This is a genomic window from Alphaproteobacteria bacterium (genome assembly GCA_025210155.1).
In the GTDB taxonomy this organism is placed as follows: domain Bacteria; phylum Pseudomonadota; class Alphaproteobacteria; order Rs-D84; family CASDRH01; genus JAOASE01.
Map to the genome: position 1 here is coordinate 64,924 of JAOASE010000010.1, position 19,027 is coordinate 83,950.

18 protein-coding genes and 1 tRNA gene are annotated in these 19,027 nt (G+C 32.2%); 8 read left to right on the plus strand and 11 right to left on the minus strand.

Annotated elements, in window-relative coordinates; genetic code table 11:
* Window positions 1–59 precede the first annotated feature (59 nt).
* Complete coding sequence (locus N4A44_03885; protein ID MCT4552782.1) at window positions 60–1,502, plus strand: SurA N-terminal domain-containing protein; 1,443 nt, start codon at window positions 60–62, stop codon at window positions 1,500–1,502.
* Between the two features lie 68 nt (window positions 1,503–1,570).
* Here N4A44_03885 and N4A44_03890 read toward each other — a convergent pair whose 3' ends face one another.
* The 3 genes from N4A44_03890 to N4A44_03900 all read right to left on the minus strand — a co-directional run bounded on the left by N4A44_03890 (window position 1,571) and on the right by N4A44_03900 (window position 2,796).
* Window positions 1,571–2,140 (minus strand): hypothetical protein, encoded by a 570-nt coding sequence (locus tag N4A44_03890; protein MCT4552783.1) that lies wholly within the window; start codon window positions 2,138–2,140, stop codon window positions 1,571–1,573.
* Window positions 2,141–2,281: 141 nt separating this feature from the next.
* The gene (locus N4A44_03895) at window positions 2,282–2,536 is read right to left on the minus strand and encodes an acyl carrier protein (protein MCT4552784.1); all 255 of its coding nucleotides are present in this window, start codon (window positions 2,534–2,536) and stop codon (window positions 2,282–2,284) included.
* 17 nt (window positions 2,537–2,553) lie between these two features.
* The gene (locus N4A44_03900; protein ID MCT4552785.1) at window positions 2,554–2,796 is read right to left on the minus strand and encodes an acyl carrier protein; all 243 of its coding nucleotides are present in this window, start codon (window positions 2,794–2,796) and stop codon (window positions 2,554–2,556) included.
* Between the two features lie 161 nt (window positions 2,797–2,957).
* Between N4A44_03900 and N4A44_03905 the strand changes: the two genes are divergently transcribed.
* Window positions 2,958–3,371, plus strand: coding sequence for a hypothetical protein (locus tag N4A44_03905; protein ID MCT4552786.1), 414 nt, complete (start codon window positions 2,958–2,960; stop codon window positions 3,369–3,371).
* 34 nt (window positions 3,372–3,405) lie between these two features.
* On the opposite strand, the gene ftsZ is transcribed toward N4A44_03905, so the two are convergent.
* On the minus strand, window positions 3,406–5,340 hold the full coding sequence (ftsZ, locus tag N4A44_03910) for a cell division protein FtsZ (GenBank protein MCT4552787.1): 1,935 nt from the start codon (window positions 5,338–5,340) through the stop codon (window positions 3,406–3,408).
* A gap of 156 nt (window positions 5,341–5,496) precedes the next feature.
* Between ftsZ and N4A44_03915 the strand changes: the two genes are divergently transcribed.
* Window positions 5,497–5,572: transfer RNA gene (locus N4A44_03915), tRNA-Phe, on the plus strand.
* A 141-nt stretch (window positions 5,573–5,713) separates the two neighbouring features.
* On the opposite strand, the gene N4A44_03920 is transcribed toward N4A44_03915, so the two are convergent.
* From N4A44_03920 to ruvB, 4 genes are all read right to left on the minus strand, one after another.
* Window positions 5,714–6,199 carry an acyl-CoA thioesterase gene (locus tag N4A44_03920; protein MCT4552788.1) on the minus strand — a complete coding sequence of 162 codons (486 nt, stop codon included), beginning with the start codon at window positions 6,197–6,199 and terminating at the stop codon, window positions 5,714–5,716.
* A 218-nt stretch (window positions 6,200–6,417) separates the two neighbouring features.
* Window positions 6,418–6,900 (minus strand): hypothetical protein, encoded by a 483-nt coding sequence (locus N4A44_03925; GenBank protein ID MCT4552789.1) that lies wholly within the window; start codon window positions 6,898–6,900, stop codon window positions 6,418–6,420.
* A gap of 110 nt (window positions 6,901–7,010) precedes the next feature.
* Window positions 7,011–7,907 carry a DMT family transporter gene (locus tag N4A44_03930; GenBank protein MCT4552790.1) on the minus strand — a complete coding sequence of 299 codons (897 nt, stop codon included), beginning with the start codon at window positions 7,905–7,907 and terminating at the stop codon, window positions 7,011–7,013.
* Between the two features lie 41 nt (window positions 7,908–7,948).
* Window positions 7,949–8,926, minus strand: a complete 978-nt coding sequence (gene ruvB, locus N4A44_03935; protein MCT4552791.1) for a Holliday junction branch migration DNA helicase RuvB — start codon at window positions 8,924–8,926, stop codon at window positions 7,949–7,951.
* Between the two features lie 376 nt (window positions 8,927–9,302).
* On the opposite strand from ruvB, the gene N4A44_03940 reads away from it, so the two are divergent.
* A complete protein-coding gene (locus tag N4A44_03940; GenBank protein ID MCT4552792.1) occupies window positions 9,303–9,848 on the plus strand; it encodes a hypothetical protein in 546 nt (181 codons plus the stop codon).
* 269 nt (window positions 9,849–10,117) lie between these two features.
* Here N4A44_03940 and N4A44_03945 read toward each other — a convergent pair whose 3' ends face one another.
* Window positions 10,118–13,897, minus strand: a complete 3,780-nt coding sequence (locus N4A44_03945; GenBank protein MCT4552793.1) for a UvrD-helicase domain-containing protein — start codon at window positions 13,895–13,897, stop codon at window positions 10,118–10,120.
* 122 nt (window positions 13,898–14,019) lie between these two features.
* Between N4A44_03945 and N4A44_03950 the strand changes: the two genes are divergently transcribed.
* Window positions 14,020–14,511, plus strand: a complete 492-nt coding sequence (locus tag N4A44_03950; protein ID MCT4552794.1) for a hypothetical protein — start codon at window positions 14,020–14,022, stop codon at window positions 14,509–14,511.
* 98 nt (window positions 14,512–14,609) lie between these two features.
* On the opposite strand, the gene N4A44_03955 is transcribed toward N4A44_03950, so the two are convergent.
* Window positions 14,610–15,008 carry a hypothetical protein gene (locus tag N4A44_03955; protein ID MCT4552795.1) on the minus strand — a complete coding sequence of 133 codons (399 nt, stop codon included), beginning with the start codon at window positions 15,006–15,008 and terminating at the stop codon, window positions 14,610–14,612.
* Between the two features lie 171 nt (window positions 15,009–15,179).
* A complete protein-coding gene (locus tag N4A44_03960) occupies window positions 15,180–15,611 on the minus strand; it encodes a hypothetical protein (GenBank protein ID MCT4552796.1) in 432 nt (143 codons plus the stop codon).
* 325 nt (window positions 15,612–15,936) lie between these two features.
* Here N4A44_03960 and parE point away from each other — a divergent pair, with 325 nt between their 5' ends.
* The 3 genes from parE (at window position 15,937) to N4A44_03975 (ending at window position 18,948) form a co-directional block, all read left to right on the plus strand.
* Window positions 15,937–17,898 carry a DNA topoisomerase IV subunit B gene (gene parE / locus N4A44_03965; protein ID MCT4552797.1) on the plus strand — a complete coding sequence of 654 codons (1,962 nt, stop codon included), beginning with the start codon at window positions 15,937–15,939 and terminating at the stop codon, window positions 17,896–17,898.
* Window positions 17,899–18,014: 116 nt separating this feature from the next.
* Window positions 18,015–18,446: a hypothetical protein gene (locus N4A44_03970; protein MCT4552798.1), complete on the plus strand. Its 432-nt coding sequence runs from the start codon at window positions 18,015–18,017 to the stop codon at window positions 18,444–18,446.
* A gap of 100 nt (window positions 18,447–18,546) precedes the next feature.
* Entirely contained in the window at window positions 18,547–18,948 is a 402-nt protein-coding gene (locus N4A44_03975) for a hypothetical protein (protein MCT4552799.1), read from the plus strand.
* Window positions 18,949–19,027 lie beyond the last annotated feature (79 nt).

Genomic DNA, 19,027 nt, shown 5'->3' on the forward strand with positions numbered 1-19,027 from the left:
ATTATATAATAATGAAAATGCAATAATTAAATTTATTTATTTTAGGAAAGGAATAATAAATGTTAGAATTCTTCAGAAAAGAGAAAAATCAATTTTTCGTAAAAGGTATCATGCTATTATTAGCAGGAAGTTTCGTGTTCTTAGGTTTCACAGGATATATGTCTGGATACACAAGTTCAGCCCCAATAATTGAAACAAAAAACCATAAAATAGGTTTAAGAGAATTCCATGGTCTAGTAGAAAACTCAGTACAAATGATGAAATACTACAGCAAAGACTTCAACACAAAAACATTTATTAACAACCCAGCTTTCTTCAACAACTTCCTAAGACAACTTAGCTACACTGCCCTAGTTGACTCTTATGGAAAAGATAGAAGCTTTATCATGTCAAACGATCAAGCATATGAAATCATTTCTAATACAAAAGAATTCCAAGACGCTGATGGAACATTCAACTACGACACATTTAAATATGCTATCCAAAATGCTGGCTACACAGAAAAAGGCTTCATTAACAAAATCAAAGAAGACAGCGTTCAAAAATTAACAAACCAAATCCTAACTATTCCTTCAATAGTTCCTGATTTTTACAAAAACAATTTCTTCAAAGTAGCTAACGAAACTAGAGAAATAAAATTAGTAGAAGTTTCTCCTAAAAATTTCTCAAGCACTACTGCTCCAACAGCAGAAGAACTTCAAAATCTTTACGAACAAAAGAAAATAGAATTCTTAAATCCAGAATCTAGAAGCGTTTCGTACATCAAAATTGATGAAACAGTTGAAAATCAAACAGAAACTGCTGAAAACATTTTAGACGACATCATTGGAGGTGAAGACCTTGATGAACTTTCTAAAAAATATAACGTAGGAAAATTCGACGTAAGCAACATCAAAAAAGATAGAGAAAACAAAGATAAAATCGTTCAAGAAAACTTAGAAACTATCTTCTCTTTAGAAAAAGGTGAGGAAAGTAACTTAGTTAATCACGGTAAATCTCTAATAGTTTTCGTATGTAATAACATCAAAGAAAGCACTCCAAAATCTTTCAATGAAGTTAAGTCTAAACTTATTACTGAATGGACTAACAAAAAGAAAAAAGAAGCTGCTTACAAGTCTCTAAACGACGTTATTAAATCTATCAAAAGTGATAAGTCTTTCGAAGAAGCAGCAGCATCTAACGGTTTAAAATTCAAAACTGTAAAAGTTTCTAAAAAAGATGAAAAACTTGAAAAGAAACTTAAAGACGCAATCTTATCTGCAGAAAAAGAAAATCAAGAATACATTATCATGGGCGAAGAAAAATATTACCTTTTCTCAATCAACAAAACAATCTTCCCTACTAAAGATATCAAAACTCTAAGCGAAGATGAAATCAAAGAAGTAGATCAAGCATTCCAAGAATCTCTTGCGAACGAACAAATTGAAAAACTTCAAAGAAAATATAGAATGAGAGTGTACAACAACGTACTAGAAAGCTACGTCAGCCAATACAGAGACTAAACAAATCTCTACTCAAAAAAATAAAGCCCCTCTTCCGAAGGGCTTTTTTTGAAGCTCAAAAATCGATGTCAATCATATACCCACATAAGGTGTTGGTGTTCAATTTCCCTAACGATCTTTTCAATAGTATTTTTTTCTTTAGCTATTGTTTCTGTCTCTCTTTTAGTGACCAATTCACTAAATTCCTTAACACATAACGTAACAAAACGCAATTTTGCCGCAGGATCAAGACCAAGATCAGAAATTAAATCATCTTGAAACTTAATCTCTCTACCTGATTTAACAAATTTCTCTTCCTTCAAAATATCAATAACTCTTTTACAGCGATAATAAGTCCGCAAATAATCTGAAATATGATAAATTTTAGAAAAATCCTTACACTCCTCTTCTGGAATTTTCAAGCAAAATTTTTCTTCACAAAGACTTATCAATTTCTTTTTATCAAAATCGGCTTCAAATTTAAATTGAGCCCAAAAAAAACGACTTGTTATTCCTGAAGCATTTTCAACCAAAGAATTCTCTTTTATAATTTTAATTATTTCTTTATAAAATTGATAATTACAATCAATCTCTGGTTTTTCAGCTATTTTTTGATCTTTATCACTAGAATTATTTCCAGTAAAAAATTTTATTTTCATAATTTAAAATGTTTGGTTTATAAAATTGGTTTAAAATAAATTTATCACCAATAGTTTATTTGTCAAGTAAATTCATAAATATAAACAAAAAATAAAGCCCCTCTTCCGAAGGGCTTTTTTTATAAACTAAATATTTGGGCTTTAAGCGACAACTCCATTTCTTATATCATAGATAATATTAACAAAGTCCTCTACTGTTTTAGCCTCTTCCGCAACTTCATCTGGAATAGTAATTTTAAATTTATCTTCACAGAGTTGAATAAAGTAAAGTATATCCAAACTATCTAAAGGAAGATCTTTCGTTAAATTAGCTTCCAAAACAACTTCGTCCTCATTGATTCCATATTTATCAACGATACCAGCCTTTAAAACATTAAAAATTTCTTCTTTTGTCATAATCAAAAATTTTAGGTTTAATTAATTATATTATAAACTATATTTACAAAATCCTGAACTATTTCAGCTTTTTCAGCAACATCATCTGAAATATGAATATCAAACCTTTTCTCACAAAATTGAATAAATTCAAGATGATCTAAACTATCTAAAGCCAAATCATCTACCCAGTTAGATTTTAATTCAACCTCATTTTCATGAATTCCTGCCTTATCTGCTATCTCAGATTTTAGAACATTAAAAATTTCTTCTTTTTTCATAAATAAAAATAATTAGATTTAAATTTCTTTTGGTAAAACACTACAACTATAAAGTTTATTAATCAAGATTTTTTTTTCACAACAAAAGAAAACATTCTTGTCTAACAACCTATTTTATGATATCATAAAAATAGCTTCTAACATTTAAACCTAATTACACAATGAACAACAAAATTCGCAATACAGTAAATATAAATTCTTTAAAAATATTAAATAACAAATTTTCTAAAGGATTTATTTCCAGGGAAATCTCTTCAAAAAAAGAATATTACCTAGAAACAAGTGACAAAAAATTCGAGAGAATAGAATTCAATGAATGTTTCATTAAACCAACATGTAGAAATTATTCCATCGTTTTAATTCATCTAGAAGATGATCTAATAACAACAGGATGTATAAAAAGTGAATTCGTATATATAAATATAAACGGATTTAAATTTAAACTTCTTGAAAGAATAAAACTAAATGTTCTTAGTGGAAACTTCATACTTTTTGAAATAGAAGATGTAGTTAGAGAAACTGCAGAACCTATCAATGAAAAAAATGTTGAACTCATCGAAAAAATAGCCTCCTAATGGGAGGCTATTTCCATAAAATCATTCCGATATATTATTTTCTGAATACAGCTGGTATATCCAAGCTTTCTTCCATTTCTTCAATAACATCCATCAAATTAAAAGGTTTTTTCTCTTCACCCTTCTCTTTCATAGAACTAGAAATGAAAACAACATTATCAGATTTTAATTGTTTATCATCTGAACTTGCTGTAGCACTTGCAGCTGGTGCTGGTTTTCTAACAACTGTTTCTTTTTTAACAGTTCTAACAACAGGTGCTTCTTCCACTACAACTTCTTCTTCAATATCAACTTCTTCAAAAGGAACTTCATCCACTTCTTCTTCAATTAATTCAGCTTCATCTTCCTTTTTACCTTTTTTAAAGATTGAAGTAAAAAATTTAGACTTACCAATTTTCTTATCTTCATCTTCAACATCTTCAGTTGTTTCTACAACAACTTCATCAACTCTATCTACTTCGCCATCTTCTTCAATTTCTACGAAAACATCTTCTTCAACAACTGATGGAGACTCTTGCAATTTAGTTTCAATCTCCTCTGTTATTTCTTCAGCAATATCTTCTGCAGTTTCTTGATTTTCAGCAATAGTATTAAACTCTTGCTCTAATTGAACATCTTCTTCATTTTGCCCAATCTCAACACCATCAATTTTATCTCTAAGTCTTGAAAATTCACCAATTGGTGATTTTGGAGCTTCTTGAGCTGCCTCCCTAACAACAACTCTTTCAGAAATTTCCTTAGGAACCACTAAGTCATCACTAGCTTTAACAGTTTCTTCTTCAAATAAAGTTTCTTTAACAGGAGCTTGCGCAGCTTGAACTCTCTTCTCTTCTGATAATTTTTGTAAAGCAATATCAGATTTAGCAGCGTCACTCAAAGAAATACCATCAACAAAAGCACCTTCATCAACTACCTTTTCTAACGTTTCAACTTCTGCACTAGAGAAAGTTCCTGAAAAATTAGCAACTCCATCAAAACCAGCCGCAACTAATGAAACCTTAATCTTTCCAGCTAAATCATCATCAAAAGATGTACCAAAAATAATATTTGAATCTCTTAAACCAACGTCTTCTCTAATTCTATTCATGGCAGTACTAATTTCTTCCAATGACAAATCATCTTCCGAACCAGAAATATTCACAAGAACACCCTTTGCACCTGAAATAGTATTTGACGAAAGCAATCTATTAACCAAAGCTTCTTCCGCTGCAACAATAGCTCTGTTTTCACCTTCAGCAATAGCAGTACCTATAACAGCCCTACCCTTACCCATCATAACAGATCTAATGTCAGCAAAATCAAGATTAATCAAACCTTGCTTAATCATTAAGTCAGTAATATTTTTAACACCTTCTACAAGAATGCCATCAGCAACTTGAAAAGCCTCTTTCATTAACGTATCAGAACCAACCACTTCAAAAAGATTTTGATTTGGTAGCACAACTAATGAATCTACAATTTCTTCTAATTCTTTAACGGCAGTTTCTGCAATTTGCCTTCTACCATCACCTTCAAAATCAAATGGTGTAGTAACAATAGCTACTGTCAAAATACCTTTATCTTTAGCTGCCTGAGCAATAACTGGAGTAGCACCTGTACCAGAACCGCCACCTAATCCTGTCGCAATAAATAGCATATTAACATCTTTTAATTCTTCAATAATTTCATCCAAAGATTCTTCTGCAGCAACCTTACCTATTTCTGGTCTAGAACCAGACCCCAAACCTTTTGTAGTCTGCTTACCTAACTGTATAATTTTATCTGCACGAGAATTAACTAACGACTGCAAATCAGAGTTAGCAGAAACAAATCTAACTCCTTCAATCCCTTTTTCTATCATGTTATTAACGGCATTACAGCCTCCTCCACCAACACCAAAAACAGTGATATTAGGCAAGACAGTTTTCATTCCGCTTGGAGCTTGATTAGCAACATTATCATGAAGATTTGTAATATTTGATTTATTCATATAAAACTCTCCTTAAGCACACTTATTACAAATATTATAACATAATTTATAGTATTTTCAAAGATAAAAAAAGGCTTTACGAAAAAAAATGATTTTTTTTGAAAAAAGTACTAGACTTTTATTTTTTTTTATATTAAAATACGAGCAATTCAAGATGGCCAGGTAGCTCAGTTGGTAGAGCAAAGGACTGAAAATCCTTGTGTCGGCGGTTCGATCCCGCCCTTGGCCACCACTTTTAATTTCCCAAAAAAGAAGGGAACTTTTTTTTCCCCTTTTTCCCTTCTTTATTCCCCTTTAAAAGTAGTTTTTTTTACAAAAAAAAATAGGCTGAACTCCCCTGTTCAACCTATTACCCTAGGGGATTCAAAGTCCCTTAAACAATATATTTAGAAAGAACGTCTCTCCAAACCTTAGGTGCTCTAGCAGCTCTTCCACTATCTTTCATCATAAATACTAAAGTAGGATTTACTTCCACCAAAATATCTCCCAAAGAACCATCTTCATTAATATGTCTTATTTCTTGATGGAATTCCACTTTCAAACCATTAAAAGATTTAACATTAGTTAAAATCATAATACTTTCATTCAACCTAGCTGGCTTCTTAAATTTCATATTAACATCTATCAAAGCCCAATCACCAACAGATCTAACTTCCTTAACTTCATCAGCAGGAACATCTGCATCAATTATATTCCAAAATTCATTCCTACCTCTTTCAGCAAACTTCAAATAATTAGCATGGAAAACAATTCCTGCACAATCCAAATCTTGGTAATAAACTCTAGCTGAAATACAGTGAGTTTTTCCATCCATAAAACCATTTAATTTTTCATATTGATTTATATAATTTTTAATCATTTTCTAAATCCTTTTTTAAATTCATCTGCTAAATAATAACAAATCCCTAAACAATGTAAAGTTAAAATAAATAGATTATGATTTACCACAAACAAAAGGTAGAATCATAACTTTAAAAACAAATTTAAAATCATTGATTAGACTCAAACTTTTTCAAAAACAAATTTTTAACAAAATAAAAAAAGGTAGTGCAAAAACACTACCCAAATATTTTAAAATTAACAATATGCTTTACTATATTCTATCCTTCTACAGGCATCTATAATCATAGACCTAGTTTCATGATCACAAATTGAATCCTTATTAAAGTTAAGAACTTCAAAAGGCACCCCTTTCATGGTAGAATATAAGTATCCTAATTTTTTATTCCATCCGGAAGTTCCCAATACAATTGGCAACTCTCTTTTAGAACATTCTTCTATAACTTTTACTGCATCAAATGAATGAGTAAAAATCAAAACAATAAGGTTTTCCGACTGACTAATTACATCATTATTAAAAGCCTCATCCATATCTAAAAATAGAGGACAATTATTAGATGCAAAAGAACAATCAAGAATACCTGGAACAAAACCCTTTACATTAACTTTAGACTCTTTATTAGAGTCGTAGACGTCAAAGATTTCTAATATTTGCCCATTAAAGTCATCATCTCCAACCAACAATACATTAAACCTTTGATAAGATCCTTCAGCTTCCATATTTATTAGATTTAAATTTTTCTTATATAAATTATATATATAAAAAAAGCACCCTGTCAAATGAATTGAGAATTTATTAATAAAAAAGAGGCTCTCCGCCCCTTTCAAAACTATTCTTTATTTTCTTTATATGCTAAATACATATTTCCAACTAAAATAAATATTCCTCCAACTACAATGTTATCAGTCAACGGAGTTTTCAAAATAGTTACATCTAAAAGCACTCCTCCAACAGGTTCTAACAAAAGTATCAAACCTCCATGTAAGGCAGAAACATTCTTATAAGCCTTATACATTAAATAATTTCCCAACCAACAGAACAAGAAAGAAAATAGTGCTAAATAAAGAAACATATCTAATCTATCAAAAGAAAATAAGTTCAATCCAAATTCGGGATATTTAGCATTTCCCATAAAATAAAAACCCATAAAACTAAATACAAAAACCGAAAATAAAAACATCCAAAAATAAGAAACGTTAGCATCTACATCATTTTTAGATAACTTCTCCACAATAAACCCTTCTAATGCCAGAGTTAAACCTGCAAACAAAGCCAAAAGAACTCCTAACAAAGAACCTGATAAGTCACTTAATCCAACAAGGCAAACAACTCCTATAAGAACTAAGATTAAAGAAACAATTTCAAACAATCTAGTACCTCTCTTCAGAACAAAATGAGATATAAAAGCTGTCCAAACCGGCTGAGTATAAAGAAGAAGTATAGTTAATGAAACAGAAACTCCTAAATATAAAGGCATAAATGTAGCAAAACATTGTGCTGCCGCCAAAACACAATATAAAAATATGTATTTTTTACCTAATTTAGAAACATTAAAAATTTTTTCTCTAAGGTATAATAAAAGTCCAACAGAAAGAAATATTGAAGGTATCAAAGATATTTCGACTACTGAAACCCCCATCTGCTCGAATAATTTTCCAGAAAAAACCATACCACCAAAAATAATAGCAGCAACAAACATTTGAAAATAGCTTAATCTTTTTTCCATAACATATTCCCCTTAATATAAAATTCCCAAATCCTATCGGTTTAATTCTCATTTAAATATGCAATATTTAAATGCTCATACCCTTTTTGAGTAATAACACGTCCACGTGGAGTCCTATTCAAAAATCCTTTCTTCAAAAGAAATGGTTCTATAACATCTTCTAAGGTATCAACAGCTTCAGACAATCCCGCAGCAACAGTCTCTATACCAACAGGACCACCACTAAAATTATCTATAATAAACTTCATATAAGCCCTATCTGAAATCTCTAAACCTTGCTTATCTATATCCAAACGATTTAACGCACTATCAGCAACCTCTGCTGTAATCAAACCGACACCATCAACAATAGAGAAATCTCTTACCCTCTTAAGTAATCTATTAGCAATTCTAGGCGTACCACGACTTCTACGAGCTATCTCAAGCGCACCACCATCATCAAGATTAACACCCAAAATACCAGCACCTCTCTTAACAATCTGAGCCAACTCACTATCCTCATAGAAATGTAACTTCAAAGGAATTCCAAATCTCTCACGCAAAGGCGTAGTTAATAAACCTGTTCTCGTAGTAGCACCAACCAAAGTAAAAGGAGCTAAATCTATCTTAACAGAACGAGCTGAAGGCCCTTCCCCAATAATGATATCCAACTGAAAGTCTTCCATAGCAGCATAAAGAACCTCTTCCACCGCTGGAGTCAATCTATGAATTTCATCAATAAACAAAACATCATTCTTTTCTAAATTACTCAAAATAGCAGCCAAATCCCCTGACTTAGTAATCATTGGCGCCGCAGTCCCTCTAAATCCAGTTCCCAACTCATTAGCAACAATCTTCGCTAACGTAGTCTTTCCAAGCCCTGGAGGACCATGAAAAAGTATATGATCTATAGACTTACCACGTGTCTTCGCCGATTCGATAAACACCTTCAAATTATCTTTTAATTGAACCTGCCCTGTAAAATCACCCAATTGTAAAGGTCTAGTAGACTCAATATCTCTATTCTTATCCACATCCATCAAATTAGGATTAACAACACTTTTTTCTTTTTCCTCGATCATATATCCAATCCTTAAATAAATTTCTCAACACTGAGAAAACCTAATAAATCTCTATATAAAATCAAAATAACACAATAAGAACAAAAACGCAACATCTTTTTTCCATTACAAACAAAAATTCCTATCACCGAACCAGGCCCAACCAAAAAAAAACAAAATTCAAGATTTTTTTATTTTTTTCTTGACAAATATTTTATTTTAATGATATATTGTCAACATAAGTTATTTGTACACTTTATGATCTCGAATAGAGAGCAATATATAAAGAGGAGTTTTCTAACCTCCTCCCCAAATAAAAATAGATTAAAATGTAAAACCTAAAAAAATATAAGAAATGAAAAATTTATTAGCAATGTTATTCGCGATTGTAGCAATCACAATGACAACAACTAAAGTAAATGCACAAGACGTAGCCGACGCAGACGAATGGAAAGTTTATTTTGGAGCAGGCATAACTGCCGCAACAAATAACACTGACCGAGAAGATTACTATAAAAGTACTCTTCTAAATGCAGAATTCACCTATGAAAAAATTCAAGGTGCATCATTCGGTATCAGAGGCATATTCGCCCCTCCAGGAGAAAAAGAACTGGAAATTGAAGGAATAAATGCCGCTGGCGTTTTAAAACTTGGATACAACTCCCTACTTTCAGACGGAGATGATCTCAAAATAAACCTTGGGATTGCCGGATACGGAGGTTACGGAGAAGTAATATCCAGGTCAATAGTTTCTCACGACGTACTATACGGAGGAGAAGTCAGTCTAAACCTTTACTTCAAAGGAATAAAGCTGACAGGCGGATACGAACTCCTAAGCGGAGAAAACGTAACATATTGGGGACCAAAAGTAGGTATCTCAATCCGATTTGGTGGAAACTAGTTACTATTAATCCTTAATTTTTCAGACCGCAGAGAACCCTCATCAATCCGAAAGGAATGGTGGGGGTTTTCATTTTCATATTTTGATTTAAATCAAAATAATTAAACAAGTATTTTAATCGAGTGGATAAAAAAATGATTTAAATTTTTTATAGTTTGCTTTAGATGGAAGTAAAAGTGCTTAGAAATTTGGGTGTCGTGTATATATAATACTCGACTGCCCAAAGTTTTAAGTGCTTCTTACAATCAGATGAAGTAAAATATACAAATTTATACGAAATAGAACGACAAATCCGACAAATACAACAAAGCAGAATAAACCTTACAATCAGGATAAACCTCAGCAACTAACTTCTTATAAGTCCTTAACTGAACCTTATACTTAGACGAAATATCTTCAAAAGACTTAGGCGGAACTTCATCAGTCTTAAAATCAACTATGAATACAGAATTCCCGCGCTTAACTAGCTTATCTAAACGAACTAAACCACCTTCGTAAGCCAACGTAAGCTCAGACGTAGCAAAATCATTATCAAACAATATTCTAAACCTATCATCTTCATAAAGATTCATAACATTATTCAAAAACTTCTCTCTAACATCATCAGAAAACAAATCAGAGTAAGACTTCAAGAACTCATCAAAAGTCTTCTTAACCTTCTCAGCATCCAACGGCTTCATTCTCTCAACATATTCCATCATCTTATGAACTACAATACCACGTTTCAATGGTAGCTCAGAACTATTCACAAAATCCTCATCCAATATAGATACCGCCTGCTTCTCAGAAACTTCCTCAGCAAAAATATCTTCTTGCTCTAATTCAATAGCTCCTTCAACAACTCTCAAATCAACAGCTTCTCTAACTATATCCACATCTTCAACAATAGCATCTTCTACGGTTTCTACTTCTACCTTACCACCGCAAACCTTTTCAGAAAATTCTTCAGCACCTAAAGCAACAATCCTCTTAATCTTACCACCATCATCTAATTCTTCAACAGAAACACTAGCATAAGAATCCATAGCAATATTCATCTTATCATACCAATCATTCTTCTCAAAACCAAATACAAGAAGCTTTTCCCTAGCTCTAGTCATTGCAACATATAACAATCTATTAAGCTCTTCGCCCTCTTTCTCTTTCTTCAATTCCTTAAGCTCAGAATAAAGCATCGAACCATTAGCTCCAACAAAAGAAAATGGATGTTTTAAAACAGGTATCTTATAAGACGAATGAGAAAACTCCTCTTCATTAGTATCTGCAAAGTAAATATCTACTTTACCACCGCCACCACCAGAACTATCAGCAAACACAGCTGGTATAATAACTACTGGAGCCTCTAAACCTTTAGATCCATGACAAGTCATAATCTTAACACCAGAAACAGAAGAAGATGAAAGATCTCTCTTAACATTATTATTAGACTTCTTAACCCAATCCAAGAAACCAACAATACCCAAATAATGATACGTAGAATTTTCAAACTCCAAACAAAGCTTAATAAACTCATCAGCGAAATCTTCAAACTCTCCACCAAGTCTCTTATAGAACTCTATATCTACCATCAACTCACCAAGAATAAATGAAAAGAAATCATAAGGAGACACTCCATCTTCAAACATTTCAAAACACTTATCCAAAATCAAATAAGCTCTATCAAACTTCTGACTATTACAATCCCTATCATCATATTCTTCATTATAAGTTTTCATTTCAGGAGTAAAAAGTCCATCCATATCACCAACATTCTTCCCTGAAAAATATCTTTCCTTCAAACACTCGTAAATAGATTTATTCTCTCTACCATAAGCCAACTTAAACACATCATCTTCATCAAAACCGAATATAGGCGACTTCAATACCGACGCAAGTAACAAATCATCTTCCTTAACCATAAGAAATTCTAATAACCCAAGCATATCATCAAATGCTATATAGTTATTAAGACTTAACTGATCAGCTCCAGCCACTTCTATATTTCTTTTAAACAATTCTCTAATAAGCAAGTTACTAAAATCATTTCTCTTTCTAACAAGCACCATAAAGTCTGAAGCAGAAACATACTTCTTCTTAGTCCCCAACCAAACCTTATCTTTAATCATCTTATCTATCTGATCTGCAACCTGTATAGCGACTTTCTTCAACGGAGAATCTTTCTCAGTAACTTCATATGGCATTTCCCATTCAGCCTCTAAAGCCTTCTTTCTATCTACCTTCTCAGCATCCTTAGACAATGGAGGGAATATAACAACTTCCCCAGCCTTATCTGAATTCACAGAAATATGAGCCACTCCCTTTTCATTAATACTTCCATCTTTCTCAAGTAAATCTTCAGCCTCTACAACTCCAACCTTACCCTCTGAATTCTCTAACACAGCATTAACAATCTCAAGCACGGGAGGAGATGTTCTAAACGAAACATTCTTAGATATTTCCTGCCACTTCCCAGCATCATATCTATTAACAACCCTATCTCTCAATTTCTTTCTAAACATATTAAAGTGATGTATATCCGCACCTTGGAAAGAATAAATAGATTGCTTCTTATCTCCCACTACAAACACAGACTTAGCATCAAACTCTCCCTTACCTTCTCCAAAAAACTCTTCAGTAAGAGAATTAATAATATCCCATAGGAATGGCGAAGTATCTTGAGACTCATCGACAAGCAAATGATCTATACCACCGTCCAACTTATAAAGCACCCAACCTGCAAAACTCGGATTAGAAAACAACTTGTTCACAAGGTCAAGCATATCATCAAAATCCATAGCCCCCTTAAGCGTCTTCTCCATTTGGAACACTCTAATAAACTCATATGCAAAACAACATACAGCATAAGTATATTCTAAATCATCAAAAGCAGAAAGATCATACATAAGCTTATGAACTCTCTCCCCCTCTTTCATTAAAAAGTCTATGAAATGAGGAAACTCAGTATCCATCTTCTTATTAATCAAATAAGCCTTACTCTTAACCTTACTAAAATCAGAAGTTAAAAACGCACTAGCATATTCTTCTAAATAAGCCTTTTGACTTCTTCTTCCCTCAACATCATTCTCAAAAGAATACATCTTCTTCATCTTCTGAACATTACCAAACGCCCTAGCCCCAGCATCCTTCTGACCATACTCATCAACCGTAGCAACAAATTCTTTCAAAACATTAATGAAAGGTCTCTCATCTAAAAACTTCTTCCAAACTTCATCCTTAGAACTAGCATCAACTCTACTCAAGAAAACTCTTTCCAATTGATACCTAACAGACTCTAAAACATCTTCAGGATTTTCACTCTCACAAAAATCAAAAAACTTCTTAAACTCTCTTCTACCACCGATAATAGCATTTCTCAACCCTTCAAAAGAAGCATAGGAAACATTATCAACTATAATCTTAAATACATCTTGAAGCTCTGCCAATATACCATCAGAAAAATACTCATCTTCTTCCGAAGACACTCCATAGTTCCCTCCATTCATAGCAATAAACACTTTCTTATATGCTACTTCAAGAAGCTCTTCAACATCTCTCTCATCTATAACCTTAAAATTAGAAGATATACCCGCTTCAACTGGGAACTTTTTCAAAACCGACTGACAGAATGAATGAATAGTCTGTATCTTCATCCCAGCAGACATCTGCAAAACTTTATAAAACAATGTACGAGCAACTTCAAACTTACTTCTAATAAACTCATCCGAATACTTCTTAGTATCAGAATAAATCATCTCCCTAAGTTCTTCAAACAACTCATCATCAGAAATTCTAGACCATTCCTCTAACTTACCGTTAACACGCTCCTTCATCTCCGAAGCACCCGCATTAGTATAAGTAATACACAAAATCTTTTCAGGCTCTACATCAGACAAAAGCAAATTAAGCACACGAGCAGTCAATAAATAAGTCTTTCCAGATCCTGCCGAAGCCGAAACCCAAACAGAATGGAATTTATCCAACACTTGCCAAGGCGTAGTCTTACCGACTATTCCCTTCTTAACCCAATCTTGGTTTTCATACTTATCTTGTACTATATATCTTTCATCCATAACCATAGAACAAATAATACACAAAGCTCCCTACAATTTCAACGACAAAACTAAAGAAATACTTCATTGACAAACAAAATTAAGAATTATATCATGCAGCCAAAACCTAAAATGTAAATAAAATGACAAAAAAGAGACAAAGGCGACAGCTTTTAGCTAAACTTGATATAGGAAATATTTATAAATCTAATACTCAACTTTTCTGGAAAAAAGGGCTATTAGAGGAAACTGAATTTTCAATTCTTAAAATATATGAACTCAAAAAAATTCATAAAATATACCTATTAAGAGAAGTAAGTACACAAAACTTATTTATATTCTCAAAAAATATAAAAAACAGTCATAACTTTATAAATTTAAACATTAGTGACGAAAAAATGATTATAGGATTTAACCTAGGTCACTTTAATAAAAACCATAAAAATAAAATTTTTTATATAGATCTAATCTTTGACGAAAGACAAAGCATTAACCCTATAGGAAATTTAAGTTATCTAAAATTTATATTCCGAGAAAACAGTCTACAATTTACCTTACAAGAAAAAGGTGAAATTAAAAGATGTTCCAAGGAAAAACTTGATATATATCAAGCCAAAGAAATTAGTATATCCTAAATAAAGTCTGTGGAGAAATCCGCAGGCTTTTTGCATAAAAAAAGGTCGACTATAAAAGTCGACCCGTACAAACAAAATTTTCATTATATATATTGCATTTAAGCAACCGAAGCATTAGCACCGATCATACAATAAAATACTTCAGCAAGCGTCTTAAAATCCTCAGACAAAGCACTTTCCAATTCAAGTTCTTTTAAAAGTTTACCCTTATCGAGAGACGGAGCTATCTCAGAAAGTTGCTTCTCAAACAATATTGTCTGATAACTTTCCGGCAATTCCATAAAAACATCAATGGAAGAGCCTCCATTATGTTTAAGCTTTTCTAAAGAATTATCGATTTTTAAAATGTCCTTAACAGAACATTCTTTCTCTTCAATAGCAATCGCATTATCTAAATAATGGGCTGCCTTATCAACACTTGTAACTTTAATTATTCCGAAGAAAGTCGTTACTAATTCATTAACTTTTTCTGCTTGCTCTTTTTGAAATTTCTTCATTTTAAAAATTTTAATCAGGTTTAAATCAATTACTTATAGTTTAAATTTGCTTATTTAGCCCTAGCAATATAACAAGTAATTTTTATTTTTCAAGAGGTAAAATGCATTTTTTCTAAAAAAAATAAAAAAGGAGGCAAATTTCTCTGCCTCCCTCAATAGTATGGATCTAATCTAAACAGCCTTTGCTGCTTTTTTCCTTTTAGCTTTCTTCGGTTTCTTTTGTGCATTAATAAATCTCACATAATCACCCAAAGTATTTAACTCAGCTTCCGGAGCATCTTGAGGAACCCCGAGTTCTTCCCTGAACTTTTCAATCAGCAAAGAAGAGTTTTTCATCTCCGATAACTTAGTCTCAAAGAAAGAATAAAAATACATCCCTGATAACTGCTTAAAAAATGCAAACATAGCATCTCCCCGATCTTTCACGTTTTGATAAATACTAGCAACATGATCATGAAGGTTTTCATTATCCTTCTTATTTTCCCTTTTTAGATTAACCTTAATTAATAAAGGTAAATTTTCAACAGCAACAACTTGTTCGTTATTATTTAAAAATGCCTTTAAGACATTCTGAACTGTTTCACTCTTTAAAATATCATACATATGTATTCTGTTATTAGGTTTAAAAACATTATCAATACAAAGATAACCAAACAAATAATTTTATCAAGAAAAAAAGAAATCTAATTAATATCCAATAGAAAAACATCTTGATTTCCAAAACAATTTGTTTATATTAAAAGTTAGAAAAAGGAAAAATCATACATAAAACATCTTAAAAACATCAACTATTTATAGTGAGTAAAAGTGTTTTGTTATAAATTGTTTAGATGCGAAGGAAAAAGGTTCCGACGCGTATAAACAAATACGTGAGGGTTCTTTTTTCAAAGCAGATGAATGATTTAGGACGAAACGGAGAATTATAAACATGAGCAATCTAACAGGGAATAAAGACTACTCAGCCAAAGACATAAAAGTTCTAGAAGGACTAGAGCCTGTTCGTTTAAGACCAGGTATGTATATTGGTGGAAGTGACGAAAAAGCTATGCACCATTTAATAGCTGAAATCCTTGATAACTCAGTAGACGAAGCTGTTGCCGGATATGCCACAGACATTAAAATTGATCTACTTCCTGGAAACAAAATCATAATAAGAGATAACGGTAGAGGTATCCCATGCGACCCTCACCCTAAATACCCTGGAAAATCTGCACTTGAAGTAATCTTAACGTCACTTCACTCAGGTGGTAAATTCGAAGGCGGAGCATATAAAACATCTGGTGGTCTACACGGTGTAGGTATCTCAGTAGTTAACGCCCTTTCATCTCAAATGGAAGTTAAAGTTTACAAAAACGGAACTATTTTCGAACAAAAATTCTCAAGAGGACTTTGTCTAGGTCCAGTAGAAGAAATCGGTGAAACAAGATCTAAAGGAACAGAAGTTATGTTTGTTCCAGACACTGAAATCTTCGGCGAAAAAACAAGATTTAGAACACAAAAAATATTCAAATATGTAAGATCAAAAGCATTCTTATTCAAAGGTCTAAAAATCACTTTAAACATAGACCCTACTTTGATTACAGACGACATGGGAATAGAACCAACAACTACATTCCACTTCCCAGAAGGTATCAAAGAATTCTTACAAGACTCAGTTAAAAATAAAACTATAGTAAGCAACATGATCTTCGCAGGTGAAGCTCCTCTAGCCAACGACAAAGGTAAAGTAGAGTGGGCATCTCTATGGATAGAACCAGAAACTTATGAAAAAAGCGGTTTCACACTTTCATACTGTAATACAGTTCCAACTGTAGAAGGTGGTACTCACGAAGCTGGTTACAGATCTGCTGTACTAAAATCATTAAAACAATTCGGTGAAATGATCAACAACAAAAAAGCTGCTCAAATCACTGCTGACGACATCTTCGGAGAAGCTGGAGTAATTATATCTATATTCTATAAAAACCCAGAATTCCAAGGTCAAACAAAAGAAAAATTCTCAAGTTCAGACGCGAACAAACTTACTGAAAACGCAGTAAGAGACTATTTCGACCACTTCCTAATCGAAAACAAAGATCAAGCAATCACGTTACTTGACTTCATAGTAGAAAGAAGTGAAGAAAGACTTAAATCTCGTAAAGCAAAAGAAACTACTAGAAAATCTGCAACTAAAAAAATCAGATTACCAGGTAAACTAACTGACTGCTCAAAGAAAAACTCAGAAGATACAGAACTATTCCTAGTAGAGGGAGACTCTGCGGGAGGTTCAGCAAAACAAGGTAGAGATAGAGAAACTCAAGCAATCTTACCTCTTAAAGGTAAAATCCTAAACGTTGCTTCAGCATCTACTGACAAAATATTTGCTAACAAAGAAATTCAAGACATGGTAGAAGCTCTAGGTTGCGGAATGGGTAAAGACTATGACGAAAGCAAACTTAGATACGAAAGATTAGTAATCATGACCGATGCCGACGTTGACGGTTCTCACATCGCAACATTACTAATGACTTTCTTCTATAAAGAAATGCCACAACTAATAGAAAACGGACACCTATTCCTAGCATGCCCTCCTCTATTCAAGGTACATAACAAATCAAAATCTTTCTACTGCTTCACAGAAGAAGAAAAAGATCAAGTTATAGAAAAAGAATTCAAAGGCGTAAAACCAATGGTAAACCGTTTCAAAGGATTAGGTGAAATGAACCCTTCTCAATTGAAAGAAACTACTATGGATAAGAAAACTAGAATTCTTCTAAGAGTAGGATTACCTGACTTCGTTGAAGAGATAGAAGAAACAAAAACTCTAGTTGAACACTTAATGGGTAAAGAAGCAAAACACCGTTTCAAATTCATTCAAGAAAACGCCAGCTTCGTAGAAGTAGATGTATAACAATTTCAAAGCTCCCTAACCGGAGCTTTTTTTTCATTGACAATCACAATAGATCATTGCTAGTATTTTTTCATATAAATAATTTACTGTTACTAACCATTTTTAAACAAATTATTATGAGTAATGACAAAGCAAATAAAAAGGCTGAAGCCGAAAGAATTACTAAAATAATCACTGAAAAAATTAAACTTTCAATTTCCGATGTAACCATATCAAAAAATATCGAAAGAAACTTAGCAGAACATAATAATTTTACTTTTAGTTCTGAAGATAAACGTGCTAGCAAAATTTTAATTGCAATATGCGGAGAAGAATTCGAAAAATTTTATTACCGAAATACAAATCAAGGTAATATACATACAGAATACTTTGAAGTAAGTGCAAAAGAAATTCTGGAAAAATTTCCTCTAGTAGAGTATATTCTTAATGAAATAGAGGAAGGAAAATACGAGTTATTCAAAATTTCCAAACTAGAGGAAAGAAAAAAAGAACTCAAGAAAAAGCAAGAAATCAACAATTTCGTAGATGCTTTAGTAGAAAAAATTTAAAAAGAGGTGTCTAACACTTCTTTTTTTTTCATTGACAACCACAATCAATCATTGCTAGTATTTTTTCATCAAAACGTTAAACCTAAAAATCCATTATATTATGAACCTCCGAAAAGCAAATTGCTGCAAAAAAGCAGAAATAATCTTAAAAAGGCTTGCAGAATTTAATTATTTCAATATAGAAATAATATGTTCAGAAAAAGAGTTCGGTAAAAAGAGCTCCACAAAAAACATAGCTATAGCTATCAATGTTGATGGAAAAGCACAAAGAATCAAAATAATTGAAAAGCCAGAACAAAAAATCAAAACAAAAGAGAAACCTAGCATTAATTATCAAAGCATCTTAGATCAAGCTCCTCTAGCTGTTTTCCTTCTAGAAATAGAAAAAGGTAAAAATCAGGTGGTGGTATATAAGGTATCAAACTTTGAAGAAAGAGAAGATCACTACAAGAAAGAAAAATGTAATGATAAAAACTTTAAAAAATTAGTAGCATGGGTATAAATTAAAGAAAGGAAAGTCTAAAATGATTTTCCTTTTTTTATTTCACATTTTTTATTCTTGACAAAGTATATTTTAACGA

Excerpts from the sequence above, each read along its gene's own strand:
- N4A44_03955 (MCT4552795.1), bottom strand. The coding sequence starts at position 15,008 with ATGAAGAAATTTCAAAAAGAGCAAGCAGAAAAAGTTAATGAATTAGTA.
- parE (MCT4552797.1), top strand. The coding sequence starts at position 15,937 with ATGAGCAATCTAACAGGGAATAAAGACTACTCAGCCAAAGACATAAAA.
- ruvB (MCT4552791.1), bottom strand. The coding sequence starts at position 8,926 with ATGGATGTGGATAAGAATAGAGATATTGAGTCTACTAGACCTTTACAA.
- N4A44_03975 (MCT4552799.1), top strand. The coding sequence starts at position 18,547 with ATGAACCTCCGAAAAGCAAATTGCTGCAAAAAAGCAGAAATAATCTTA.
- N4A44_03905 (MCT4552786.1), top strand. The coding sequence starts at position 2,958 with ATGAACAACAAAATTCGCAATACAGTAAATATAAATTCTTTAAAAATA.
- ftsZ (MCT4552787.1), bottom strand. The coding sequence starts at position 5,340 with ATGAATAAATCAAATATTACAAATCTTCATGATAATGTTGCTAATCAA.
- N4A44_03940 (MCT4552792.1), top strand. The coding sequence starts at position 9,303 with ATGAAAAATTTATTAGCAATGTTATTCGCGATTGTAGCAATCACAATG.
- N4A44_03890 (MCT4552783.1), bottom strand. The coding sequence starts at position 2,140 with ATGAAAATAAAATTTTTTACTGGAAATAATTCTAGTGATAAAGATCAA.
- N4A44_03920 (MCT4552788.1), bottom strand. The coding sequence starts at position 6,199 with ATGATTAAAAATTATATAAATCAATATGAAAAATTAAATGGTTTTATG.
- N4A44_03895 (MCT4552784.1), bottom strand. The coding sequence starts at position 2,536 with ATGACAAAAGAAGAAATTTTTAATGTTTTAAAGGCTGGTATCGTTGAT.
- N4A44_03970 (MCT4552798.1), top strand. The coding sequence starts at position 18,015 with ATGAGTAATGACAAAGCAAATAAAAAGGCTGAAGCCGAAAGAATTACT.
- N4A44_03945 (MCT4552793.1), bottom strand. The coding sequence starts at position 13,897 with ATGGATGAAAGATATATAGTACAAGATAAGTATGAAAACCAAGATTGG.
- N4A44_03950 (MCT4552794.1), top strand. The coding sequence starts at position 14,020 with ATGACAAAAAAGAGACAAAGGCGACAGCTTTTAGCTAAACTTGATATA.
- N4A44_03925 (MCT4552789.1), bottom strand. The coding sequence starts at position 6,900 with ATGGAAGCTGAAGGATCTTATCAAAGGTTTAATGTATTGTTGGTTGGA.
- N4A44_03930 (MCT4552790.1), bottom strand. The coding sequence starts at position 7,907 with ATGGAAAAAAGATTAAGCTATTTTCAAATGTTTGTTGCTGCTATTATT.
- N4A44_03885 (MCT4552782.1), top strand. The coding sequence starts at position 60 with ATGTTAGAATTCTTCAGAAAAGAGAAAAATCAATTTTTCGTAAAAGGT.
- N4A44_03960 (MCT4552796.1), bottom strand. The coding sequence starts at position 15,611 with ATGTATGATATTTTAAAGAGTGAAACAGTTCAGAATGTCTTAAAGGCA.
- N4A44_03900 (MCT4552785.1), bottom strand. The coding sequence starts at position 2,796 with ATGAAAAAAGAAGAAATTTTTAATGTTCTAAAATCTGAGATAGCAGAT.